An 18,335-nucleotide genomic window follows, 5' to 3' on the forward strand; every position below is an offset into this window, starting at 1 on the left:
TGGACCGGCGGCGGGGTTGGATCCCTTTCCGCGGGAAAGGGCTCCGACCCCATCGGAGCCGTCATCCACGCATGGCGTGGATCTACAGCAGCGGCACCAGCAACAATGCCACGATGTTGATGATCTTGATCAGCGGGTTGATCGCCGGGCCGGCGGTGTCCTTGTACGGATCACCCACGGTGTCACCGGTCACTGCCGCCTTGTGCGCCTCGCTGCCCTTGCCGCCGAAGTGGCCATCCTCGATGTACTTCTTGGCGTTGTCCCAGGCACCGCCGCCGGTGGTCATCGATATGGCCACGAAGAGCCCGGTGACGATCGTGCCGATCAGCAGGCCGCCCAGCGCGCGTGGTCCCAGCAGCAGGCCGACCACCACCGGCACGGCCACCGGCAGCAGCGACGGCACGATCATTTCGCGGATCGCCGAGCGGGTCAGCATGTCCACCGCCTTGTCGTACTGCGGCTTGGCGGTGCCCTGCATGATGCCGGGGATCTCGCGGAACTGCCGCCGCACTTCCTCCACCACCGCGCCGGCCGCGCGACCGACTGCTTCCATCGCCATCGCGCCGAACAGGTAGGGAATCAGGCCGCCGATCAGCAGACCGATGATCACCGTGTGGTCGCTGAGGTCGAAGCGGAACTCCTGGCCGGGATTGGCCGCCTGCAGGTTGTGCGTGTAATCGGCGAACAACACCAGCGCGGCCAGTGCTGCCGAACCGATGGCATAGCCCTTGGTGACTGCCTTGGTGGTGTTGCCCACCGCATCGAGCGGATCGGTGATGTCGCGGATCTCCGAGGGCAGTTCGGCCATCTCGGCGATGCCACCGGCGTTGTCGGTGATCGGCCCGTAGGCATCGAGTGCGACGATCATGCCCGCCATCGACAGCATCGCGGTGGCGGCGATGGCGATGCCGTACAACCCGGCCAGCGCGTGCGCGCCCCAGATCGCCACACAGACGGCAATCACCGGCAGCGCCGTGGACTTCATCGAGATGCCGAGGCCGGCGATGATGTTGGTGCCGTGGCCGGTGGTCGAAGCCTGCGCCACGTGCTGCACCGGCTTGTACTGGGTCCCGGTGTAGTACTCGGTGATCCATACGATCAGGCCGGTCAACACCAGGCCGATCAATGCACAGCCGTAGAGGGCGAGAGGGCCATGCACGTTGTCGGCCATCAGTCCGGTGGTGATCGGATAGAACGCGATCGCTGCCAGCACGCCTGAGACGATCACGCCCTTGTACAGCGCGCCCATGATCGAGCCGCCGGGCTTCACCTTCACAAACAGCGCGCCGATGATCGAAGCGATGATTGAAACACCGCCCAGCACCAGCGGATACAGCACCGCATTGGCACCGGCTTCGGCCAGCATCAGGCTGCCCAGCAGCATGGTGGCGATCACGGTGACAGCATAGGTCTCGAACAGATCGGCGGCCATGCCGGCGCAGTCGCCCACGTTGTCACCGACGTTGTCGGCGATCACTGCCGGGTTGCGCGGGTCGTCCTCGGGAATGCCCGCTTCGACCTTGCCGACCAGATCGGCGCCGACATCGGCACCCTTGGTGAAGATGCCGCCGCCCAGGCGCGCGAAGATCGAGATCAGCGATGAGCCGAAGGCCAGGCCGACCAGTGCATGCAGTGCCTGTTCCATCGGCAGGCCCAGCCGCAGCAGCAGTGCGTAGTAGCCGGCCACGCCGAGCAGGCCCAGGCCGACCACCAGCATGCCGGTGATCGCACCGCCGCGGAAGGCCACATCCATCGCCGCGCTGATGCCATGGCGCGCTGCCTCTGCGGTGCGTACGTTGGCGCGTACCGACACGTTCATGCCGATGTAGCCCGCTGCGCCGGACAGCACCGCACCGACCGCGAAGCCGATCGCGGTGTACCAGCTCAGGAAGATGCCGACCAGCACGAACAGCACCACACCGGCGATGCCGATGGTCAGGTACTGGCGGTTGAGGTAAGCGCGCGCGCCTTCCTGGATGGCCGTGGCGATGGCGACCATGCGTTCATTGCCGGTGGGTTGGCGCAGGATCCAGCGCGCCGAGACGATTCCGTACAGGATCGCGAGAATGGCGCAGCCCAGCGCCAATGACAGCCCGTGACGTTCCAGCATTAGACCCCTCCGCAGAATGGATGGACAAGCATCCAGTGGCGATGAACTGCACCACGAGGGGGACGACGGGCTGCAGCCTGGAACCAACCCGTACCGACCTTGGTGGTCGTCCGACGTATGGCGGTGTTCAGCATTCCCTGGTGTCCGCAGTATGCGTCCGGCTAGTTGTAGAGTCGAGCCATGCTCGACTAGCCGCGCCCGGCGAGCGCAGCGGCTGCTCGATGGATGCGCCTTTGCACCCCGTTAAGCCAACCTCTGCAAGCCTGCGCGCAGTCCTGTCGGAGAATCCCCATGCGCCCGTCCCTGTTGATGCTTGCCGTTCTGGCCCCGGCCCTGCCTGCCTTCGCGGCGGAAGCACCCGAACTGCAGCGCGCGGTCGGTGCACCGCAGGCGGTCGGTGCAGTGCATACGCTGCGGCAGATTCCCGAGGCCTGTGCCCGCCTGGAAGGCGCGTTCACCGGCCAGGCCGCGGAGCCCTATCGTTTCTCGGCGGTGCGCACCAGCGAGCAGTGCCAGCCGCGCGCCCGCTTTGTCGACTACGCCAAGGCACAGCCGAGCGCCGACAAGGGCTGGAAGCTCAATGACGTGATCCGTGTGCCGAATGCGGCCTGCCCGGCGCAGCAGGCGGTGGTGCGCGTGTGGCGTCTGCCGGTGAACAACGCCCAGGCGCTGGATGGGCAGGGACAGTCGCGCATCTATCTGGAAGAAGCCAAGAAGCAGGCCGCCGCCGGCAAGATCCCGCAGGTGACGATGTTCGCCGCGCAGCTGCAGATGGAAGGCAAGGCCTGCAATTGAGGCCAAGCATCCACGCATGGCGTGGATCTACTGGGAGGGAGACCGGGGTAGTGCCGGCCGCTGGCCGGCAACCCCGCGATCAATCCGCAAGCCTCGCTCCACGCGCCACCAGCAGCTCGCGCAGTGCCGATCGGTGGCAGTGCGCTGCATCCTCGCAATAGCAGCCCACCGCGATATCGCTGTGCTGCGACAGCGCCGCCAGCAGGTCCAGCGCGTGCGCCGCATCGGGTGCCTTCATTTCGACTTTGTAGTGACGGAAGAACGCCGTCCAGTCGGCGGCGGTCTTCGCCTCGTGCGCCTGTTTCACCAGCTCCGCGCTGGGTGACAGTGTCGGGAACCAGACGTCGTACCAGTCCTGCTTCGCGAACTCGCTGCGCGGCACACCGCGCGGCGGGCGCCGCACCGTGCCGATGCGCAGGCCTTCACCGGGCGCACGCGGTGAGCCAAGTCGAACAACACGCAACGCCATGGCATTCCTCGCAAAAAGGGGACGAAGGGGTCAGCCTTCGAACGCTGGCAGCTTCTGCTTCACCGCGACATTCTTCAGCGTCACGTACTTCGGCAGGCCATCGCTACCGTAGGGCAGCGGTGCTTCGCCCTTGATCAACGGCTGCAGGTAGGTGCGCGCCTTGGCCGTGATGCCGAATCCATCGCGGCGGATGAAGCTGGCCGGCATCTTCTTTTCATGGTTGGCGATCTTCGACAGCGGAGCGGCTTCGATCTTCCAGCGGTACGGCGCGTCACTGCTGCGCACGATCACCGGCATCACCCCGTTCTGGCCCTTCAGCGCCAGCTGCACTGCCGCCTTGCCCACCGCCTGGGCCTGTTCCCAGTCGGTTTTGCTGGCCAGGTGGCGGGCCGATCGCTGCAGGTAGTCGGGCAGGGCCCAGTGCACCTTCAGCCCCAGCTGGTCCTTGACCCGACCGGCCAGGTGCGCGGCCACGCCGCCCAGCTGCGAATGGCCGAAGGAGTCCTTGCCACCGCCGGCGTCGGCGACGAAGCGGCCATCGGCGGTGGCGATGCCTTCCGACGCCACCACCACGCAGTAGCCCACGCGCGCCACCACGGCCTTGACCTTGGCCAGGAAGGCGGCCTCGTCATAGGCGCGCTCGGGCAGCAGGATGATGTGCGGAGCGTCGTCCTCGCCGGTACCGGCCAGGCCGGCGGCCGCGGCCAGCCAGCCGGCGTGGCGGCCCATCGCCTCGTAGATGAAGACGCGGGTGGAGGTCTCGGCCATGGCCGCCACGTCCAACGCCGCTTCGCGCACGGACACGGCCGTGTACTTGGCTGCCGAGCCGAAGCCGGGGCAGGTGTCGGTCACCGCCAGGTCGTTGTCGATGGTCTTGGGCACGCCGATGCAGGTCAGGTCGTAGCCGGAGCTTTTCGCCAGCTGCGACACCTTCAGTGCGGTATCTGCCGAGTCGTTGCCGCCGTTGTAGAGGAACCAGCGCACGTCGTGGGCGCGCAGGACCTCCAGCAGGCGGTCGTAACGGGCACGGTCGGCCTCCAGCGATTTCAGCTTGACCCGGCACGAGCCGAATGCGCCGCCGGGGGTGTGGGCCAGGGCACGGATGGCCGCAGCACTCTCCTTGCTGGTGTCGATCAGCTCCTCGCGCAGGGCGCCGAGAATGCCGTTGCGCGCGGCCAGGACCTTGATTCCCTTGGCGCGGGCCTGTTCGATCACCGCCGCGGCAGTGGCGTTGATGACGGCGGTGACGCCGCCGGACTGGGCGTAAAGGAGGGTGCCATTGCGCATGCTTCTACCTGCTCGGGGGAGGGGACATTGCAGGGACATTACCCGGATGCGCTAAAGTGGCGCTATTGCGGTGCAGCGATACCGGACCGTCCGGGACGCGAACCTTCTTTATTTTCAACACGTTGGAGTCAGGTCAATGCGATTGGTTCTGTTGGGACCGCCCGGTTCGGGCAAGGGGACACAGGCGACGCGCCTGAAGGAAAAGCTCGAGATCGCCCACATTTCCACCGGCGACATGCTGCGCGCGGAAATCGCCGCCGGCTCCGAGCTGGGCAAGCAGGCCAAGTCGGTGATGGATGCCGGCAACCTGGTGTCCGATGAGATCCTGCTGGGCATGCTGAAGTCGCGCCTGGCCCAGGCCGATGTCGCCAAGGGCTTCATCCTTGACGGCTATCCGCGCAATGTGGCCCAGGCCAACGCGCTGGACGGCATGCTGGCCGAGATCGGCCAGCCGCTGGATGCCGTGGTGCAGCTGGACGTGGCCACCGAACTGCTGGTCGAGCGTATCGCTGGCCGTGCGCAGGAACAGGGCCGCGCCGACGACAATCCGGAATCGGTGCGCAAGCGCCTGCAGGTCTACACCGAGCAGACCGCTCCGGTGGTCGACTTCTACGCTGGCCGTGGCACCCTGGCCCGCGTCGATGGCGTCGGCGAGCTCGACGAGATCGAAGCCCGCATCCTGGCGGCGATCAAGCGCTGACCCGGCTGGCCGGTCAATGCCGGCCGCCGCAGGCGCAAAAAAACAGGCCTGATCCGCGAGGATCAGGCCTGTTTCGTTTCATAGGTGCCAGCAAAGGGCTTGCTCAGGGCCCCCACAGCATGAGCTCCCTTGGGGATGGCCTCTTGGGGAGTAGGACCGGTTCGGGTACTGCGGCTGGCATCCTGAATTGTGTCCGGGTTCACAGAACATCGCTATCGGGAATTCCCTGACATGCGATTGGAGTTTTCTCACAGTGACTGTAGGGGTTCCCTTACCCTGTTGCCGACAATGGCCCTATACAGCCGTGATCGGTCACAATCCCCGGTCATGAGCAGCGTACATATCCTTGCAATCGCCGGCACCTTCATGGGTGGCGTGGCCGCCCTGGCGCGGGAACTGGGCCACACGGTCAGCGGCAGCGACCAAGCCATCTATCCGCCAATGTCGACCCAGCTCGAGCAGCTGGGCATCACCCTGGACCAGGGCTATCGCGCCGACAGCGTGCCGGAAGGCACCGCGCAGGTGGTGATCGGCAACGCGCTGTCGCGCGGCAATCCGGCCGTGGAAGCCGTGCTGGATGCCGGCCAGCGCTACATTTCCGGCGCCCAGTGGCTGTCCGAACAGGTCCTGCCGGGACGCGACACCCTGGCCGTGGCCGGCACCCATGGCAAGACCACCACCACCACCATCCTGACCTGGCTGCTGGAGAATGCCGGCCGCTCCCCCGGCTTCCTGATCGGCGGCGTGGCCGAGGACTTCGGCGTGTCTGCCCGGTTGGGCCAGGGCCGCGAATTCGTTGTCGAAGCCGATGAGTACGACACCGCGTTCTTCGACAAGCGCAGCAAGTTCGTGCACTACCGGCCGCTGGTGGCGATCCTCAACAACCTTGAATACGACCACGCCGACATCTTCCCCGACGTGGCGGCGATCCAGCGCCAGTTCCACCACCTGGTGCGTACCGTGCCGGCGCGCGGCCGCCTGATCGTCAACGGCGAAGACGCGCACCTTGCCGAAGTGCTGGCGATGGGCTGCTGGACCCCGGTCGAGCGCTTCGGTTTCGATCCGTCGTTGGAATGGCATGCCGAGCTGCTGGCCGCCGATGGCAGCGCGTTCCGCGTCCATCATCGCGGACAGGCGCTGGGCGATGTGTACTGGTCGCTGCTGGGCCGCCACAACGTGCTCAATGGCCTGGCTGCACTGGCCGCTGTACATGCAGTGGGCGTCGCCCCGGCCGAGGTGATCCCGGCGCTGGCGCGCTTCCGCAGCGTCAAGCGGCGCATGGAAGTGATCGGCAGCCACGATGGCATCACCGTCTACGATGATTTCGCCCATCACCCGACCGCGATTGCGACCACCCTCGAAGGCCTGCGCGCCAAAGTCGGTGATGCACGCATCGTGGTGGCGATGGAGCCGCGCAGCAATTCGATGCGGCTGGGTGCGCACGCACAGGCGCTGGCACCGTCGTTGGCGCTGGCCGACGAGGTGGTGTTCCTGCACCGCCCGGAGCTGGCCTGGGATGCGGCCGCAGTGATCGCGGCAGTGCGTGGACAGGCACATGCGGTGGCCGATACCGATGCGCTGTTGGCGCAGCTGCAGTCCGACGTGCGCAGCGGCGACCATGTGGTGTTCATGTCCAACGGTGGCTTCGACGGCGCACCGCGCCGCTTCCTGGCAGGACTGCAGGCGCGATGAGCGGCGAGGGTTCGCTGCCGCTGTTCCCGCTGCATACGACGCTGCTTCCGGGAGCGGCCATCGGCCTGCGCGTCTTCGAGCCGCGCTACCTGGATCTGGTCCGCGAAACCGGCCGCAGCGGCGAAGGGTTTGGTGTCTGCCTGATCCTGGAAGGGCACGAAGTGGGAGCGCCGGCAACGCCGGCCGCCTTCGGCGTGCAGGTGAAGATCGAGGATTTCGACGTCGGCGCCGATGGCGTGCTGCAGCTGCGGTTGCGCGGTACCCGCCGTTTCCATGTCGAGCGCACGCGCGTGCGCGACAACGGGTTGGTGGTGGCCGATGTGCGCTGGTGCGATGAGGATCCCGATGACGAACTGCGTCCGCAGCATGCGCTGCTGGCGACGGTACTGGATCACATCATCGAGCAGGCGGGCACGGCGTTCGCACCGGCCACGCCGGCCTTGATGGACCAGGCCAGCTGGGTCAGCTGGCGGCTGGGCGAACTGCTGCCGCTGAGCGAACAGCAGCGCCTGCAGCTGCTGCAGCTGGACGATCCGCACCAGCGCCTGCAGCAGCTGCTGGGCTGGATGCCGTAAATCGGTAAACGCCAACCAAAGTTGGCGACTACCAGAGCGGGGACGGTAGCGCCGGGCCATGCCCGGCGGACCCATCAGGGCGCGGTGGTCTGCAACCGCAGTACCGGCAGTCCGGTCTCCGGGTGCACGGCTTCCTGCTGAGGCAGTGCCTGCACCGCTTCCTTGACGGCATTCAATGCCGGATCGACGCCGCGCACCGGGTGCCACATGCCGATCCACTGGAAGTGACGCTCGTAGCGCAGCGTCTGTGCGCTGCCCAGCCACAACGGGGTGTTGCCCGGCTGCAGCTGCGCTGGTGCCTGCCACAGACGCAGCACGTAGCGCTCATCGGCCTGCGCACCCTGGCGCACCATCAGCAGCGCTTCTACGCGCGTATCCAGTGTCGCCGGCAGCACCGGCAGTTCATCGGCGCCGGTGTTCTTGTCCAGCATCAGCAGCGCTTCCTGCCAGCCGGCCTGCGCCTGCACCTGCCAGCCGCGCGCTTCCAGCTGTGCCTGCAGCTGCGCCAACGGACCGGCCACCTGCACATCCAGCGGCCAGCGCTGGTCATCGTCGAATTCGTTGCGACGCGCCGGCAGTTTCGCCCAGTCGTGCTGCCACCAGGCCTGCGCGTCCATCGCCAGCGGTGCCGGCAAGGTCGGCTCGAAGCGTTCCAGCTTGATGGCGATGTTGCGCGGTGCGTACCACATTGCCGCCATCGCGAAGACGCCGTAGAACAGCCACGCCACCGGCTTCACCCAGAACGAGCGGTTGAAGCGGCGGCGATAGGCGATGCCCAGCACCAGCAGCCAGAACGTGCCGAACAACATGCCGCCGATGACGTCACTCAGCCAGTGCGCGCCCAGGTACAAGCGCGAGAAGCCGATCAGGCTGACCACGATGCCCGATACCAGGTACGGCCAGACGCGGGTGCGGCCGGGCATTTCGCGGGCGATCAGCACTGCGAAGAAGCCGAAGGTGATGGTGGCCATGGTCACCGATACCGACGGGAAGCCGAAGCCGCTGCTGGCATCGATCGGGCGCACCACATCGACGGTGGCGCCGAGCAGTTTGGTCAGGGCCAGGCCAAAGGCCAATGCCGCCAGCCAATGGGCGGCCGCCATCCAGCGCCGGCGCCAGACCAGGTAGCCCATCGCTGCAGCAGTTGCCGGCAGCAGCACCTGCCATGCACCCAACGAGGCCAGGGCGGCCATCGGGTAGTCGGCCAGCGGATTGCGCAGCGCCAGCATCGCCTGGTGTACCAGCAGATCCACCGCCAACGGCTCGCCATGGGCGACCACCACGGTCAGCAGGGCGAACCAGCCCCAGCCCAACAACAGCAGCATCAGCGCCAGCATCGCCAGCGGCACCGATTCGCGGCGCTTCGGGTCGAGCACGCCGACGGTGTAGCGGCCCAGTGTCGGGTGCCGGTTGGACCAGTCGAGCAGGCGTGCCAGCCAGCTGTCCATGCGTGCGGCCGACCAGCGATAGCCGTACAGCACGATGGCCCAGACCAGGCTGAGGATCACCGCCAGCAGGCCCGCCACCACGACCAGTCGGCCGGCAACCGCGGCAACGGCGTCGTAGGCTTCGCCGAGAATCCAGCCCGGGGCCAGGAACAGTACGGCCCAGGAGATGCTGGCGATGCCACTGGCCTGCACGTAACGGCTGGCAGGCATCTTCATCATGCCGGCGATGGCGGGCACGAATGGGCGGATGGCACCGACATAACGGGCGATCAGGATGCTCTTGAATGCATTGCGGCGGAACAGGTTTTCGCCGCGGTCGAGCAGCTGCGGGTAGCGGCTGAACGGCCAGACGCCGCGCAGGCGGTCGCCCCAGCGCCGGCCTATCCAGTAGCTGATGCCATCACCGGCGAACGCACCCAGCGCCGCAGCCGCAACCGCATACGGCCCGGAGATCTGGCCCAGGCCGATGAACACGCCGACGGCGAACAGCAACGGCAACGCCGGCACGATGGCGCCAAGAATGATGACCGCATCGCAGAAGGCGATCAGAAAGATGACCGCACCCGCCAACACGGGATGAGCGGCAATCCACGCGAGGGTGGCGTCGATCCATGAAGAGTCCATTTCCTGATTATAGGGGCGTGAAGGTGACTGGTTCCCAGCCGCTTGGTGACCGTTTGCAACCATCGCCATCGCCTAGAATGTCGCCATGCCTGTATCCAACGACGCACAAACGCATGCACTGAAGGCCGACAGCTTTGGCCGGATCCTCCTCGTGCAGGGCCCAGAAGGCCCTTTCGTGCGCCGCGATCTGGGGGCCACGCCGCTGTGGCTGCGGCTGCCAGCGTGGTGGTTGGCGCGGCGCGAAGCGCGCGCGCTGAAGCACATCCACGGCATGGCCGACGTGCCGCAACTGCTGGACTGGAATGGCCACCATCTCGACCGCAGCTTCATGGCCGGCGATGCGATGTACCAGCGCCCGCCGCGCGGTGATGTGGCCTGGTTCCGCGCCGCGCGTCGCCTGCTGCAACAGCTGCATCGACGTGGTGTGGCCCACAACGACCTGGCCAAGGAAGCCAACTGGCTGGTGACCGAGGACGGTCGACCGGCGCTGATCGACTTCCAGCTGGCGGTGATCGGCGACCCGCGCTCGCGCTGGATGCGCTTGCTGGCGCGCGAAGACCTGCGCCACCTGCTCAAGCACAAGCGCATGTATTGCCGGGAGTCGCTGACGCCGGTGGAGAAGCGCGTGCTCAAGCGCACCTCGTGGGTGCGCGACCTCTGGTTCGCCACCGGCAAGCCGGTCTACCGCTTCGTTACCCGCCGCATCCTGCATTGGGAAGACAACGAAGGGCAGGGACCCAAGCCGTGAGCACGCTGCTGAGCGAAGGCAGTGTGCTGCGTTCGCACCTGCCGGGTGCCGATTTCGTCCATGCCTGCCAAGAGGCGGCGCCGCGCAACGGGCGTTCGGCGCTGCAGGCCTACCGCGATATGGCAGCGGCGGTGCCGGGCTGGTTCGACGGGCTGATGGGTCTGCGCAACCGTGGCATGCGGCTGCTGCGCATGAAGGATCTCGGCTCGCTGCGCGCGGTGCAGCAGACCGTCGATCCACAGCCCGGGCAACGCCTTGGCATCTTCACCCTGCAGGCGCTGGGCGAAGATGCCATCGTGCTGGACGACGACGACCGCCATCTGCGCGTGCAGCTGGCGCTGCAGTGGCACGGCGATGCGCTGGAAGTAGCGACGGTGGTGCACACCCACAACGCGTTCGGCCGCCTGTACATGCTGCCGGTTGCGCCGGTGCATCGCTGGATCGCGCCGCACCTGCTGAGCAAGCAGGTGCGCGGGTATCGGTAGATGCACGCCACGCGTGGATGCGCGTTGCGCGGCGGCCTGCTAGGGCGTCACCGGCACCACCTGCTGGCCGATGAAGTTGCGCTTGCCATCGAAGTCATAGCCGATCTGCAGCTGCCCTACATCCGGGCACGCATGGCAATCGCGCAGCGGCGTGCGGTACAGCAGGCGGATGCCGCCGCCGTCCAGCGCTGCGGTACCCGCGGCCTGCGCCGGCGCGAACGGCGTGGCCTGCGGGTTCGCCTTCAGCACCTCCTGCACGCCGGGATCGGCGCGCAGCGTGTCGTCCAGCTGCACCGCATCCACGTCGATACGCTTGCCTGCGGCATCGACCAGACGCGTGCCTTCATTGGTGTTGGCGCGGAACGGGTATTCGACGGTGGCCACGCCCAGGCCATCGTGTTCATGCCAGGCGGTCACGTAGGCCAGTTCGCCACCGGTGGAGAGCTGTTCGGCGGCGGTGACTGCATCGGCACTGGCGCCGCCGGCACGCATCGCATCACGCAGGCAATCGCGGGTGGCCGCGCTGTCGGCCTGGCGGCAGGCATTGAGGTCACCATCCCAGACAACGGCCTCGCTCCAGCGCAGCTTGCCATCGCCAGCTGCCTTGTCGACGCTGGCGGCGTCATCCTTGGCCGGCGCGCTGCCGGGTTCAGGCGAACGGCCCTGGCAGGCAGTGAGCAGGGCCAGGCCCAGGGCAGGCAACAACAGGCGGGAACAGCGCATGGCATGGACCTCGTGCAGTGACCGGGGCGCCAGTATCGTCAACGTGCAGTGAACTCCGCGTCGGCGCGGCATACTAGCGGCTCATTGCATACGCTGGAGTGTGGAACGTGGGCAGTCTGCAGGGCAAAACCCTTTTCATCACCGGTGCCTCGCGTGGCATCGGCCTGGCCATCGCGTTGCGCGCCGCGCGCGATGGCGCCAACGTCGCCATTGCTGCCAAGTCGTCGGTCCCCAATCCGAAGCTGCCGGGCACCATCCACACTGCCGCCGAGGCCGTCACCGCAGCCGGTGGCCAGGGCCTGGCGCTGAAGTGCGACATCCGTGAAGAAGACCAGGTGCAGGCAGCGGTTGCCGCCACCGTGGACACCTTCGGTGGTATCGACATCCTGGTCAACAACGCAAGCGCCATCTGGTTGCGTGGCACCCTGGACACGCCGATGAAGCGCTTCGACCTGATGCAGCAGGTCAATTCGCGCGGCAGTTTCCTCTGCGCACAGGCCTGCCTGCCGTACCTGCTGCAGGCGCCGAACCCGCACATCCTGACCCTCGCACCGCCGCCGAGCCTCGATCCAAAGTGGTGGGGCGCGCACACTGGCTACACGCTGGCGAAGATGGGCATGAGCTTCGTCACTCTCGGCCTGGCCGCCGAGTTCGGCCCGCAGGGCGTGGCGGTCAATGCGTTGTGGCCGCGCACGGTCATTGCGACCGATGCGATCAACATGATTCCCGGTGTGGACATCGGCGGCTGCCGCACACCGCAGATCATGGCCGATGCAGCACATGCGGTGCTGGTGCGCGAGGGGGCCGGCTTCCACGGCCGTTTCCTGATCGATGACGAGGTGCTGGCCGAAGCCGGCGTGACCGATCTTTCCGGGTACGCGGTGGATGCGTCGCGTCCGTTGCTGCCGGATCTGTTCCTGGATTGATCTTGGTTTACGGGAGCGGGGTGGGCGCTGTCAGCCTCGGCCCGCTGCGCTAGAATGCGCGGCTGTAATCGTTTCCAACAGGGATGTGAGCCCATGTCACGTACTCTTTCCATTGCGGCGCTGGCCGCTTCGTTGTCGTTGATCCTGGCCGCCTGTGGCGACAAGACGCCCACAGCCGCCGGCGGCGCGGGTTCTTCCGCAAAGCCGGAGGCCAGCGCGGCGCCGGCCGACGCCCAGCAGCAGTTGACCGCGAAGCTCAACGCCTACATCGGCTGCTTCAACGCGCTTGATTCGAAAACGCACGGCAGCATCCAGTCCTATACGCGCTGGATCAAGGACGTGGACGCCGGCCCGAGCGGTCGCGAGACGAACGTGTACGGACCGTTCGAGATCAGCGATTACGACATGAAGCAATGCGACGCCCCCGTGTCCGAAGCGATCGCCGCCAAGCCGGCGCTTGCCGATCTTGATGCCGCTGCAGGTCAGTACCAGCAGGCGCTGAAGGCACTGGTGCCGATCAGCAAGGAAGCCCACGACTACTACGAGCGTCAGGACTACGAAGACGACAGGTTTGCCAAGGGCAAGCAGCTGCATGCGCCGTTGATGACCGCCTTCAAGGATTTCGTGGTTGCCAGTGAAACGTTCAACGCCGAACTGGAGCGCCAGAACGACGCTGCCCAGCGCGAACAGCTCAAAGCGCTGGAACAGGCCGAAGGGCGCACGCGCGAGTACTACCGTCTGGCGATGATGCTGGAAGCGAAAGCGATCATGGACATGATGGGCGAGGACGACTTCGACGTGGCCAGGGCGCGGGAGCGCTTGGATGCCTTCAACCGCATTTCCGATGAAGCGCATGCCAAGGTCGCCGACCAGGAGCCGGGCAAGCTGGACTGGAACAGCTTCGAACGCGAGGCCGAGAACTTCCGCCGCGAAGGCAAGGAGCGGCTGCAGCGGGTCAGCGGCAAGGTTCCCTACACCGTCTTCGAGCAGAGGATGCTTGCGTCGCCGTCGATGGCCCCGAGCGGCTCGGCCGGCCGCCTTCTGCACATCTACAACGCACTGGTGTTCCAGAGCAATCGCCAGTGACCCGGCGTGCTGCACGCAACTTCTGTCGCATTCGAGCAGGCTGATTGCGACGTGAAGGATGGGGTGCCCCGTCGCCTCAATGGCGCGGGGACCCGTGTATGCGGGCTGTGCCGCTGCGCGCGAGAATATGCGGCGTCTCATATCTGCAAGGAACCGATTTGAATTCTTCCGCGCGTGTACTTTCTCTGCTTGCGCTTGGCACTGCCGCCGCCCTCTCTGGCTGCAACGGATCGACAGGACTGTCCGCAGCCGATCCCGGCCTGCAGAAGATCAACGCCTACATCGAGTGCTACAACGGCGTCGAACAGCCCATCCACGACGGCTTCCAGACCTACACCGCCTGGATCAGCGATCCCGAAGCGGGCCCGACGGGCGAGGAAGCGCAGCCGCGCTCGCCGGGCAAGGTGCTGTCGCATCGTGTCGAGTACTGTGGCCAAGCGTTGACCGATGCTTTGGCAAAGACGCCAGCCACGCCGCTCGATGAGCCGGTGCGGCAGTACCAGAAGGCGTTCCAGTCGTTGTATGCGTTGATCGAACACGCTGACGGCTATTTCACCCGCGAGGACTATCGGCGCGACAGCGGCGAAGGGATGCGTACCCAGCATGCCCCGCTGATGCAGGCGTATGCCGATTTCTTCAAGGCCAGCGAAGTGCTGGATGCGGCGCTGGAGATGAACGAACAGGAGCGCCGTGTTGCGCAGCTCAAGCAGATCGAAGCGGACGAAGGCCGTTCTCTTGCGTACTACCACCTGCGGATGGTCGGTGACGGCAAGCAGTTGGTGATGGCGCTGCAGGGCGACGAACCGGAGCTGGCGGAGGCCCGGCGGCAGCTGGCCGCCTACCAGGCGATGCTGGCCGAGATGCAGAATGCCGGCGTTGGCAAGGACAACCCGATGTGGGCACATGTGCAGCGCTCGGCCGATGTGCTGGTGCGCGACGCCGGGCGCCGTATCGACCGATTGGCGTCGGGCAAGCCGTTCACCCCACGCGAATTGCAGGCCGACCTTGAGGCGAAGGGAAGCATGATCTCTGCACCCGAAGGGGCGCAATCGAAAGTGGTCGCGGCCTACAACGACCTGGTGACCACCAGCAACCGCATGAACTGAGCCGGCGGATTGTCCTCCCGTGCGTGGATGCAGGATGTTGCATCCACGCATGGCGTGGATCTGCTGCCGCAGGCATTGGTAGTGCCGGCCGCTGGCCGGCATCATCGTCAGTGGCTGAACGTATCCGGCAACGGTCCGCCACACTTGCGGCAGTGCCGCGCATCCGGTTCGTGGCCTTCCAGGCCGCAGTGCGGGCAGCCACGGGCATCGCGGCGTGCGGCCAGTTCGGCATCACGCATGGTGCTGGCCAGCTCGGCGGTGTAGATGCCCGTGGGCACGGCGATGATGCTGTAACCGATCAGGATCAGCACCGAGGTGACGAAGCGGCCGAGCACGGTCTGCGGCACGATGTCACCGAAGCCGACCGTGGCCATCGTCACCACCGCCCAGTACATGCTGCTGGGGATGCTGGTGAAGCCATGGTTCGGCCCCTCGATCACGTACATCAGGGTGCCGGCGATGATCGTGATGGTGACCACCGTGAACAGGAACAGCAGGATCTTGCGCCGGCTGCGCCACAGCGACTGCATCAGCACGCCGCTCTCTTCGATGTAGCGGGTCAGCTTGAGGATGCGGAACACGCGCAGAATGCGCAGTGCGCGCACCACCAGCAGGCTCTGCGCACCGGGAATGAACAGCGACAGGTAGGTCGGCAGGATCGAGGCCAGGTCGATGATGCCCCAGATGCTCACCGCATAGCGCAGCGGTCGCTTCACTACCGCCAGGCGCAGCACGTACTCGGCGGTGAACAGGATGGTGAAGCCCCATTCCAGCACGTACAGCCAGTCGGCGTGGGCGATGTGGAAACGCTGCACGCTGTCGAACATCACCACCAGCACGCTGGCGATGATCGCGTACACCAGCAGCAGGTCGAAATTGCGCGACGGCCGGCTGTCGTGGCGGTAGATGATGTCGAACCACCGGCGGCGCCAGCCGGTCTCGGTGGCGGGGTTCAGCTGGGGGGCGGAAAACGGTCGCATGCGTGCATTGTGCCGCACCGGTTCCGGCGCGAGAATGGGCGTTCCTGAACCCTGCCGACTGCCATGACCGCCGCTACCGATCCGCTGATCTCCCTGTCGCACTACTACCTGCCGGTGTACAAGCCCCGCCAGGTGGTGCTGGAGCGAGGCCAGGGCGCCCGCGTGTGGGACAGCCAGGGCCGTGAGTTCGTCGACCTGGCCGCCGGCATCGCCGTGTGCGGCCTGGGCCACAACGACCCGGACCTGGTGGCCGCACTGGTCGAACAGGCCGGCAAGCTGTGGCACACCAGCAACGTCTTCTACAGCGCGCCGCCGCTGCACCTGGCCGAGGAACTGGTGAAAGCCAGCCGCTTCGCCGAGCGCGTGTTCCTGTGCAACTCCGGCGCCGAAGCCAACGAAGTGGCGATCAAGATGGTCCGCAAGTGGGCCTCCAGCCAGGGCCGTCCGGCCGACAAGCGGGTCATCATCACTTTCCGCGGCAGCTTCCATGGCCGCACCATGGGCGCGGTGACCGCCACCGCGCAGCCGAAGTACCAGGAAGGCTACGAGCCGCTGCCGGGGGGCTTCCGCTACATCGACTTCAACGACGAGGTGCAGCTGGAAACGGCGATGGCCGCCGGCGACGTGGCGGCGGTGATGCTGGAGCCGATCCAGGGCGAGGGCGGGGTGATGCCGGCCAAGTCCGGTTTCCTCAAGCGCGTGCGCGAACTGTGCGACCAGCACAACGCACTGCTGGTGCTGGACGAGATCCAGGCCGGCATGGGCCGTACCGGTACGCTGTTCGCGCACTGGCAGGATGACGTGGTGCCGGACATGGTGACCCTGGCCAAGGCGCTGGGCGGTGGCTTTCCGATCGGCGCGATGCTGGCCGGCCCGAAGGTGGCCGAGACCATGCAGTTCGGTGCGCACGGCACCACCTTCGGTGGCAATCCGTTGGCCGCGGCCGTCGCCCGCGTGGCGCTGCGCAAGCTGGCCTCGGCCGAGATCGCGGCCAATGTCAGCCGCCAGTCGAAGGCGCTGCGCGATGGTTTCGCCCGCATCAACGACGAGTTCAAGGTGTTCAGCGAAGTGCGCGGCCGCGGCCTGATGCTGGGCGCGGTGCTGAGCAAGGATTTCGCCGGCCAGGCCGGGGCGATCCTCGACCACGCCGCCGAGCAGGGCCTGCTGACCCTGCAGGCTGGTCCGGACGTGCTGCGCTTCGTGCCGTCGCTGAACATCACCGACGAAGAAGTGGCCGAAGGCCTGAAGCGCCTGCGCGCGGCGATTGCCGCGTTCGTCGCCGCACGCTGAAGCCCTGACGCCGGGGTCGGAACCTCCGTAGAGCCGAGCCCATGCTCGGCTCATCGCGATGTCAGGCAACAGCAGCCGAGCATGGGCTCGGCTCTACAGAATTGCGGATCACCGTACCCCGTAGCGCTTCAGTACCTTTCCCAGTCCGCGTCCGTCCCGCACGGTTTCCGCGTGCAGACCCGCCGCGCGCGCACCGCGCACGTTGGCGAACAGGTCATCGACGAACAGCGTGTGCTCCGCTGCCACGCCGAGGGCGGCGAGCGTGCGCAGGAACACCTCCGGCGCAGGTTTGCGCAGGCCGAAATCCGCGCTGCAGAACACGCGATCCTGCAATGCAGGAAACAGCTGCGGCAGCAGCATCGGCAGCGCCTGCGTCATCAACGCACCGTTGTTGGTCAGCACCGCCATTGGCACCTGCAGTTCCTGCAGCCGTTGCAGTACCGGCAGTTGCGGGTGGCTGGCAGCCTGACGTGCGGCGATCCAGGTCGACAGCGTTACCGTTGTGCCAAGCAGTTCGCCAAGCCGGGACAGATAGCGCGGGCCATCCAGCGCACCGCTGTCGTGTGCCGCTTCGAGTCCGCTGTCATACAGTGCGGCGTGCACGTGCGCGGTCGGGACGTCCAGCGCCTGTGCCAGGTGCAGCACGCGCTGTGCGCGCTGGTAGTGAACCAGCACGCCGTCGACATCGAGCAGGAGAAGATCGATCCGCATCGGTCGAGCATGCCATTGCCGCATCCCCGCGCAAACCCTGGACCACCACTGCGACACACGGTCGCAGCCGGGCCGGCAGGCCGCTGCCTAGAATGGCCATCGAACCTGCAGGAGACGCGATGATGAAGGCTTGGATGGTAGCGGTGGGACTGGGCGCGTTGATGCTGGCGCCGTCGGCGATGGCGCGCGTATGTGCGGTGAGCATCGACAGCACCGACCAGATGAGTTTCAGCAGCCGCGAGATCAAGGTGGCCGCCGATTGCAGCGAAATCGATCTGACTCTGCGCCACACCGGCAAGCTGGCCGCCACCGCGATGGGCCACAACTGGGTGCTGACCCGCAGCGCCGACTACCAGCCGGTGGCGATCGCGGGCATGCGCATGACCCTGGCCGACAGCTACCTGCCGAAGGCCGACAAGCGTGTCCTGGCCCACACCAAGGTGATCGGTGGTGGCGAGACCGCCCGCGTGCGTTTCTCCACGAAGGGCCTGCAGAAGGGCGGCGATTACACCTTCTTCTGCTCGTTCCCCGGCCACTTCGCGATGATGAAGGGCAAGTTCGTCTTCGGTTGATGCCGTCT

At 66.5% G+C, this 18,335-nt stretch carries 18 protein-coding genes; 11 read left to right on the plus strand and 7 right to left on the minus strand.

The window, feature by feature from the left end; translation table 11 throughout:
* Positions 1–82 precede the first annotated feature (82 nt).
* Positions 83–2,110 (minus strand): sodium-translocating pyrophosphatase, encoded by a 2,028-nt coding sequence (locus MRBLST15_RS11660; protein WP_265952665.1) that lies wholly within the window; start codon positions 2,108–2,110, stop codon positions 83–85.
* A gap of 291 nt (positions 2,111–2,401) precedes the next feature.
* On the opposite strand from MRBLST15_RS11660, the gene MRBLST15_RS11665 reads away from it, so the two are divergent.
* Positions 2,402–2,905 carry a hypothetical protein gene (locus tag MRBLST15_RS11665; RefSeq protein ID WP_089236698.1) on the plus strand — a complete coding sequence of 168 codons (504 nt, stop codon included), beginning with the start codon at positions 2,402–2,404 and terminating at the stop codon, positions 2,903–2,905.
* Between the two features lie 79 nt (positions 2,906–2,984).
* On the opposite strand, the gene MRBLST15_RS11670 is transcribed toward MRBLST15_RS11665, so the two are convergent.
* Both MRBLST15_RS11670 and MRBLST15_RS11675 read right to left on the minus strand, forming a co-directional pair.
* A complete protein-coding gene (locus MRBLST15_RS11670; protein ID WP_312705176.1) occupies positions 2,985–3,374 on the minus strand; it encodes a DUF488 domain-containing protein in 390 nt (129 codons plus the stop codon).
* A 30-nt stretch (positions 3,375–3,404) separates the two neighbouring features.
* Positions 3,405–4,661, minus strand: coding sequence for a 6-phosphofructokinase (locus tag MRBLST15_RS11675; protein ID WP_367785969.1), 1,257 nt, complete (start codon positions 4,659–4,661; stop codon positions 3,405–3,407).
* A 136-nt stretch (positions 4,662–4,797) separates the two neighbouring features.
* Here MRBLST15_RS11675 and MRBLST15_RS11680 point away from each other — a divergent pair, with 136 nt between their 5' ends.
* The 3 genes from MRBLST15_RS11680 to MRBLST15_RS11690 all read left to right on the plus strand — a co-directional run bounded on the left by MRBLST15_RS11680 (position 4,798) and on the right by MRBLST15_RS11690 (position 7,628).
* A complete protein-coding gene (locus tag MRBLST15_RS11680; RefSeq protein ID WP_025874177.1) occupies positions 4,798–5,361 on the plus strand; it encodes an adenylate kinase in 564 nt (187 codons plus the stop codon).
* Between the two features lie 327 nt (positions 5,362–5,688).
* The gene (gene mpl / locus MRBLST15_RS11685; protein ID WP_367785970.1) at positions 5,689–7,053 is read left to right on the plus strand and encodes a UDP-N-acetylmuramate:L-alanyl-gamma-D-glutamyl-meso-diaminopimelate ligase; all 1,365 of its coding nucleotides are present in this window, start codon (positions 5,689–5,691) and stop codon (positions 7,051–7,053) included.
* A complete protein-coding gene (locus MRBLST15_RS11690; protein WP_089236694.1) occupies positions 7,050–7,628 on the plus strand; it encodes an LON peptidase substrate-binding domain-containing protein in 579 nt (192 codons plus the stop codon). Before mpl ends, MRBLST15_RS11690 begins: the two co-directional genes overlap by 4 nt.
* A 74-nt stretch (positions 7,629–7,702) precedes the next feature.
* On the opposite strand, the gene MRBLST15_RS11695 is transcribed toward MRBLST15_RS11690, so the two are convergent.
* On the minus strand, positions 7,703–9,700 hold the full coding sequence (locus MRBLST15_RS11695) for a bifunctional DedA family/phosphatase PAP2 family protein (protein WP_367785971.1): 1,998 nt from the start codon (positions 9,698–9,700) through the stop codon (positions 7,703–7,705).
* A gap of 85 nt (positions 9,701–9,785) precedes the next feature.
* On the opposite strand from MRBLST15_RS11695, the gene MRBLST15_RS11700 reads away from it, so the two are divergent.
* A complete protein-coding gene (locus MRBLST15_RS11700; protein WP_367785972.1) occupies positions 9,786–10,448 on the plus strand; it encodes a serine/threonine-protein kinase in 663 nt (220 codons plus the stop codon).
* Positions 10,445–10,933: a DUF2867 domain-containing protein gene (locus MRBLST15_RS11705; protein ID WP_367785973.1), complete on the plus strand. Its 489-nt coding sequence runs from the start codon at positions 10,445–10,447 to the stop codon at positions 10,931–10,933. Before MRBLST15_RS11700 ends, MRBLST15_RS11705 begins: the two co-directional genes overlap by 4 nt.
* 39 nt (positions 10,934–10,972) lie before the next feature.
* On the opposite strand, the gene MRBLST15_RS11710 is transcribed toward MRBLST15_RS11705, so the two are convergent.
* Entirely contained in the window at positions 10,973–11,656 is a 684-nt protein-coding gene (locus MRBLST15_RS11710) for a hypothetical protein (RefSeq protein WP_312705172.1), read from the minus strand.
* Between the two features lie 107 nt (positions 11,657–11,763).
* Here MRBLST15_RS11710 and MRBLST15_RS11715 point away from each other — a divergent pair, with 107 nt between their 5' ends.
* From MRBLST15_RS11715 to MRBLST15_RS11725, 3 genes are all read left to right on the plus strand, one after another.
* Positions 11,764–12,582 carry an SDR family oxidoreductase gene (locus MRBLST15_RS11715; RefSeq protein WP_367785974.1) on the plus strand — a complete coding sequence of 273 codons (819 nt, stop codon included), beginning with the start codon at positions 11,764–11,766 and terminating at the stop codon, positions 12,580–12,582.
* A gap of 93 nt (positions 12,583–12,675) precedes the next feature.
* A complete protein-coding gene (locus MRBLST15_RS11720) occupies positions 12,676–13,668 on the plus strand; it encodes a YiiG family protein (RefSeq protein ID WP_265952674.1) in 993 nt (330 codons plus the stop codon).
* Positions 13,669–13,826: 158 nt separating this feature from the next.
* A complete protein-coding gene (locus MRBLST15_RS11725; RefSeq protein ID WP_367785975.1) occupies positions 13,827–14,774 on the plus strand; it encodes a YiiG family protein in 948 nt (315 codons plus the stop codon).
* 107 nt (positions 14,775–14,881) lie between these two features.
* On the opposite strand, the gene MRBLST15_RS11730 is transcribed toward MRBLST15_RS11725, so the two are convergent.
* Positions 14,882–15,754, minus strand: coding sequence for an ion transporter (locus MRBLST15_RS11730; RefSeq protein WP_089238093.1), 873 nt, complete (start codon positions 15,752–15,754; stop codon positions 14,882–14,884).
* A gap of 63 nt (positions 15,755–15,817) precedes the next feature.
* On the opposite strand from MRBLST15_RS11730, the gene MRBLST15_RS11735 reads away from it, so the two are divergent.
* Complete coding sequence (locus tag MRBLST15_RS11735) at positions 15,818–17,044, plus strand: acetylornithine transaminase (RefSeq protein WP_367785976.1); 1,227 nt, start codon at positions 15,818–15,820, stop codon at positions 17,042–17,044.
* 108 nt (positions 17,045–17,152) lie between these two features.
* Here MRBLST15_RS11735 and MRBLST15_RS11740 read toward each other — a convergent pair whose 3' ends face one another.
* Positions 17,153–17,755, minus strand: coding sequence for an HAD-IA family hydrolase (locus tag MRBLST15_RS11740; RefSeq protein WP_367785977.1), 603 nt, complete (start codon positions 17,753–17,755; stop codon positions 17,153–17,155).
* 122 nt (positions 17,756–17,877) lie between these two features.
* Between MRBLST15_RS11740 and azu the strand changes: the two genes are divergently transcribed.
* The gene (azu, locus tag MRBLST15_RS11745) at positions 17,878–18,327 is read left to right on the plus strand and encodes an azurin (protein ID WP_367785978.1); all 450 of its coding nucleotides are present in this window, start codon (positions 17,878–17,880) and stop codon (positions 18,325–18,327) included.
* Positions 18,328–18,335: the final 8 nt, after the last annotated feature.

The sequence above is a fragment of the Stenotrophomonas sp. LST15-1-1.1 genome (genome assembly GCF_040815575.1).
In the GTDB taxonomy this organism is placed as follows: Bacteria; Pseudomonadota; Gammaproteobacteria; order Xanthomonadales; family Xanthomonadaceae; genus Stenotrophomonas; species Stenotrophomonas lactitubi_B.

Excerpts from the sequence above, each read along its gene's own strand:
- MRBLST15_RS11730 (WP_089238093.1), bottom strand. The coding sequence starts at position 15,754 with ATGCGACCGTTTTCCGCCCCCCAGCTGAACCCCGCCACCGAGACCGGC.
- MRBLST15_RS11675 (WP_367785969.1), bottom strand. The coding sequence starts at position 4,661 with ATGCGCAATGGCACCCTCCTTTACGCCCAGTCCGGCGGCGTCACCGCC.
- MRBLST15_RS11720 (WP_265952674.1), top strand. The coding sequence starts at position 12,676 with ATGTCACGTACTCTTTCCATTGCGGCGCTGGCCGCTTCGTTGTCGTTG.
- mpl (WP_367785970.1), top strand. The coding sequence starts at position 5,689 with ATGAGCAGCGTACATATCCTTGCAATCGCCGGCACCTTCATGGGTGGC.
- azu (WP_367785978.1), top strand. The coding sequence starts at position 17,878 with ATGAAGGCTTGGATGGTAGCGGTGGGACTGGGCGCGTTGATGCTGGCG.
- MRBLST15_RS11735 (WP_367785976.1), top strand. The coding sequence starts at position 15,818 with ATGACCGCCGCTACCGATCCGCTGATCTCCCTGTCGCACTACTACCTG.
- MRBLST15_RS11670 (WP_312705176.1), bottom strand. The coding sequence starts at position 3,374 with ATGGCGTTGCGTGTTGTTCGACTTGGCTCACCGCGTGCGCCCGGTGAA.
- MRBLST15_RS11690 (WP_089236694.1), top strand. The coding sequence starts at position 7,050 with ATGAGCGGCGAGGGTTCGCTGCCGCTGTTCCCGCTGCATACGACGCTG.
- MRBLST15_RS11660 (WP_265952665.1), bottom strand. The coding sequence starts at position 2,110 with ATGCTGGAACGTCACGGGCTGTCATTGGCGCTGGGCTGCGCCATTCTC.
- MRBLST15_RS11710 (WP_312705172.1), bottom strand. The coding sequence starts at position 11,656 with ATGCGCTGTTCCCGCCTGTTGTTGCCTGCCCTGGGCCTGGCCCTGCTC.
- MRBLST15_RS11680 (WP_025874177.1), top strand. The coding sequence starts at position 4,798 with ATGCGATTGGTTCTGTTGGGACCGCCCGGTTCGGGCAAGGGGACACAG.
- MRBLST15_RS11700 (WP_367785972.1), top strand. The coding sequence starts at position 9,786 with ATGCCTGTATCCAACGACGCACAAACGCATGCACTGAAGGCCGACAGC.
- MRBLST15_RS11665 (WP_089236698.1), top strand. The coding sequence starts at position 2,402 with ATGCGCCCGTCCCTGTTGATGCTTGCCGTTCTGGCCCCGGCCCTGCCT.
- MRBLST15_RS11695 (WP_367785971.1), bottom strand. The coding sequence starts at position 9,700 with ATGGACTCTTCATGGATCGACGCCACCCTCGCGTGGATTGCCGCTCAT.
- MRBLST15_RS11740 (WP_367785977.1), bottom strand. The coding sequence starts at position 17,755 with ATGCGGATCGATCTTCTCCTGCTCGATGTCGACGGCGTGCTGGTTCAC.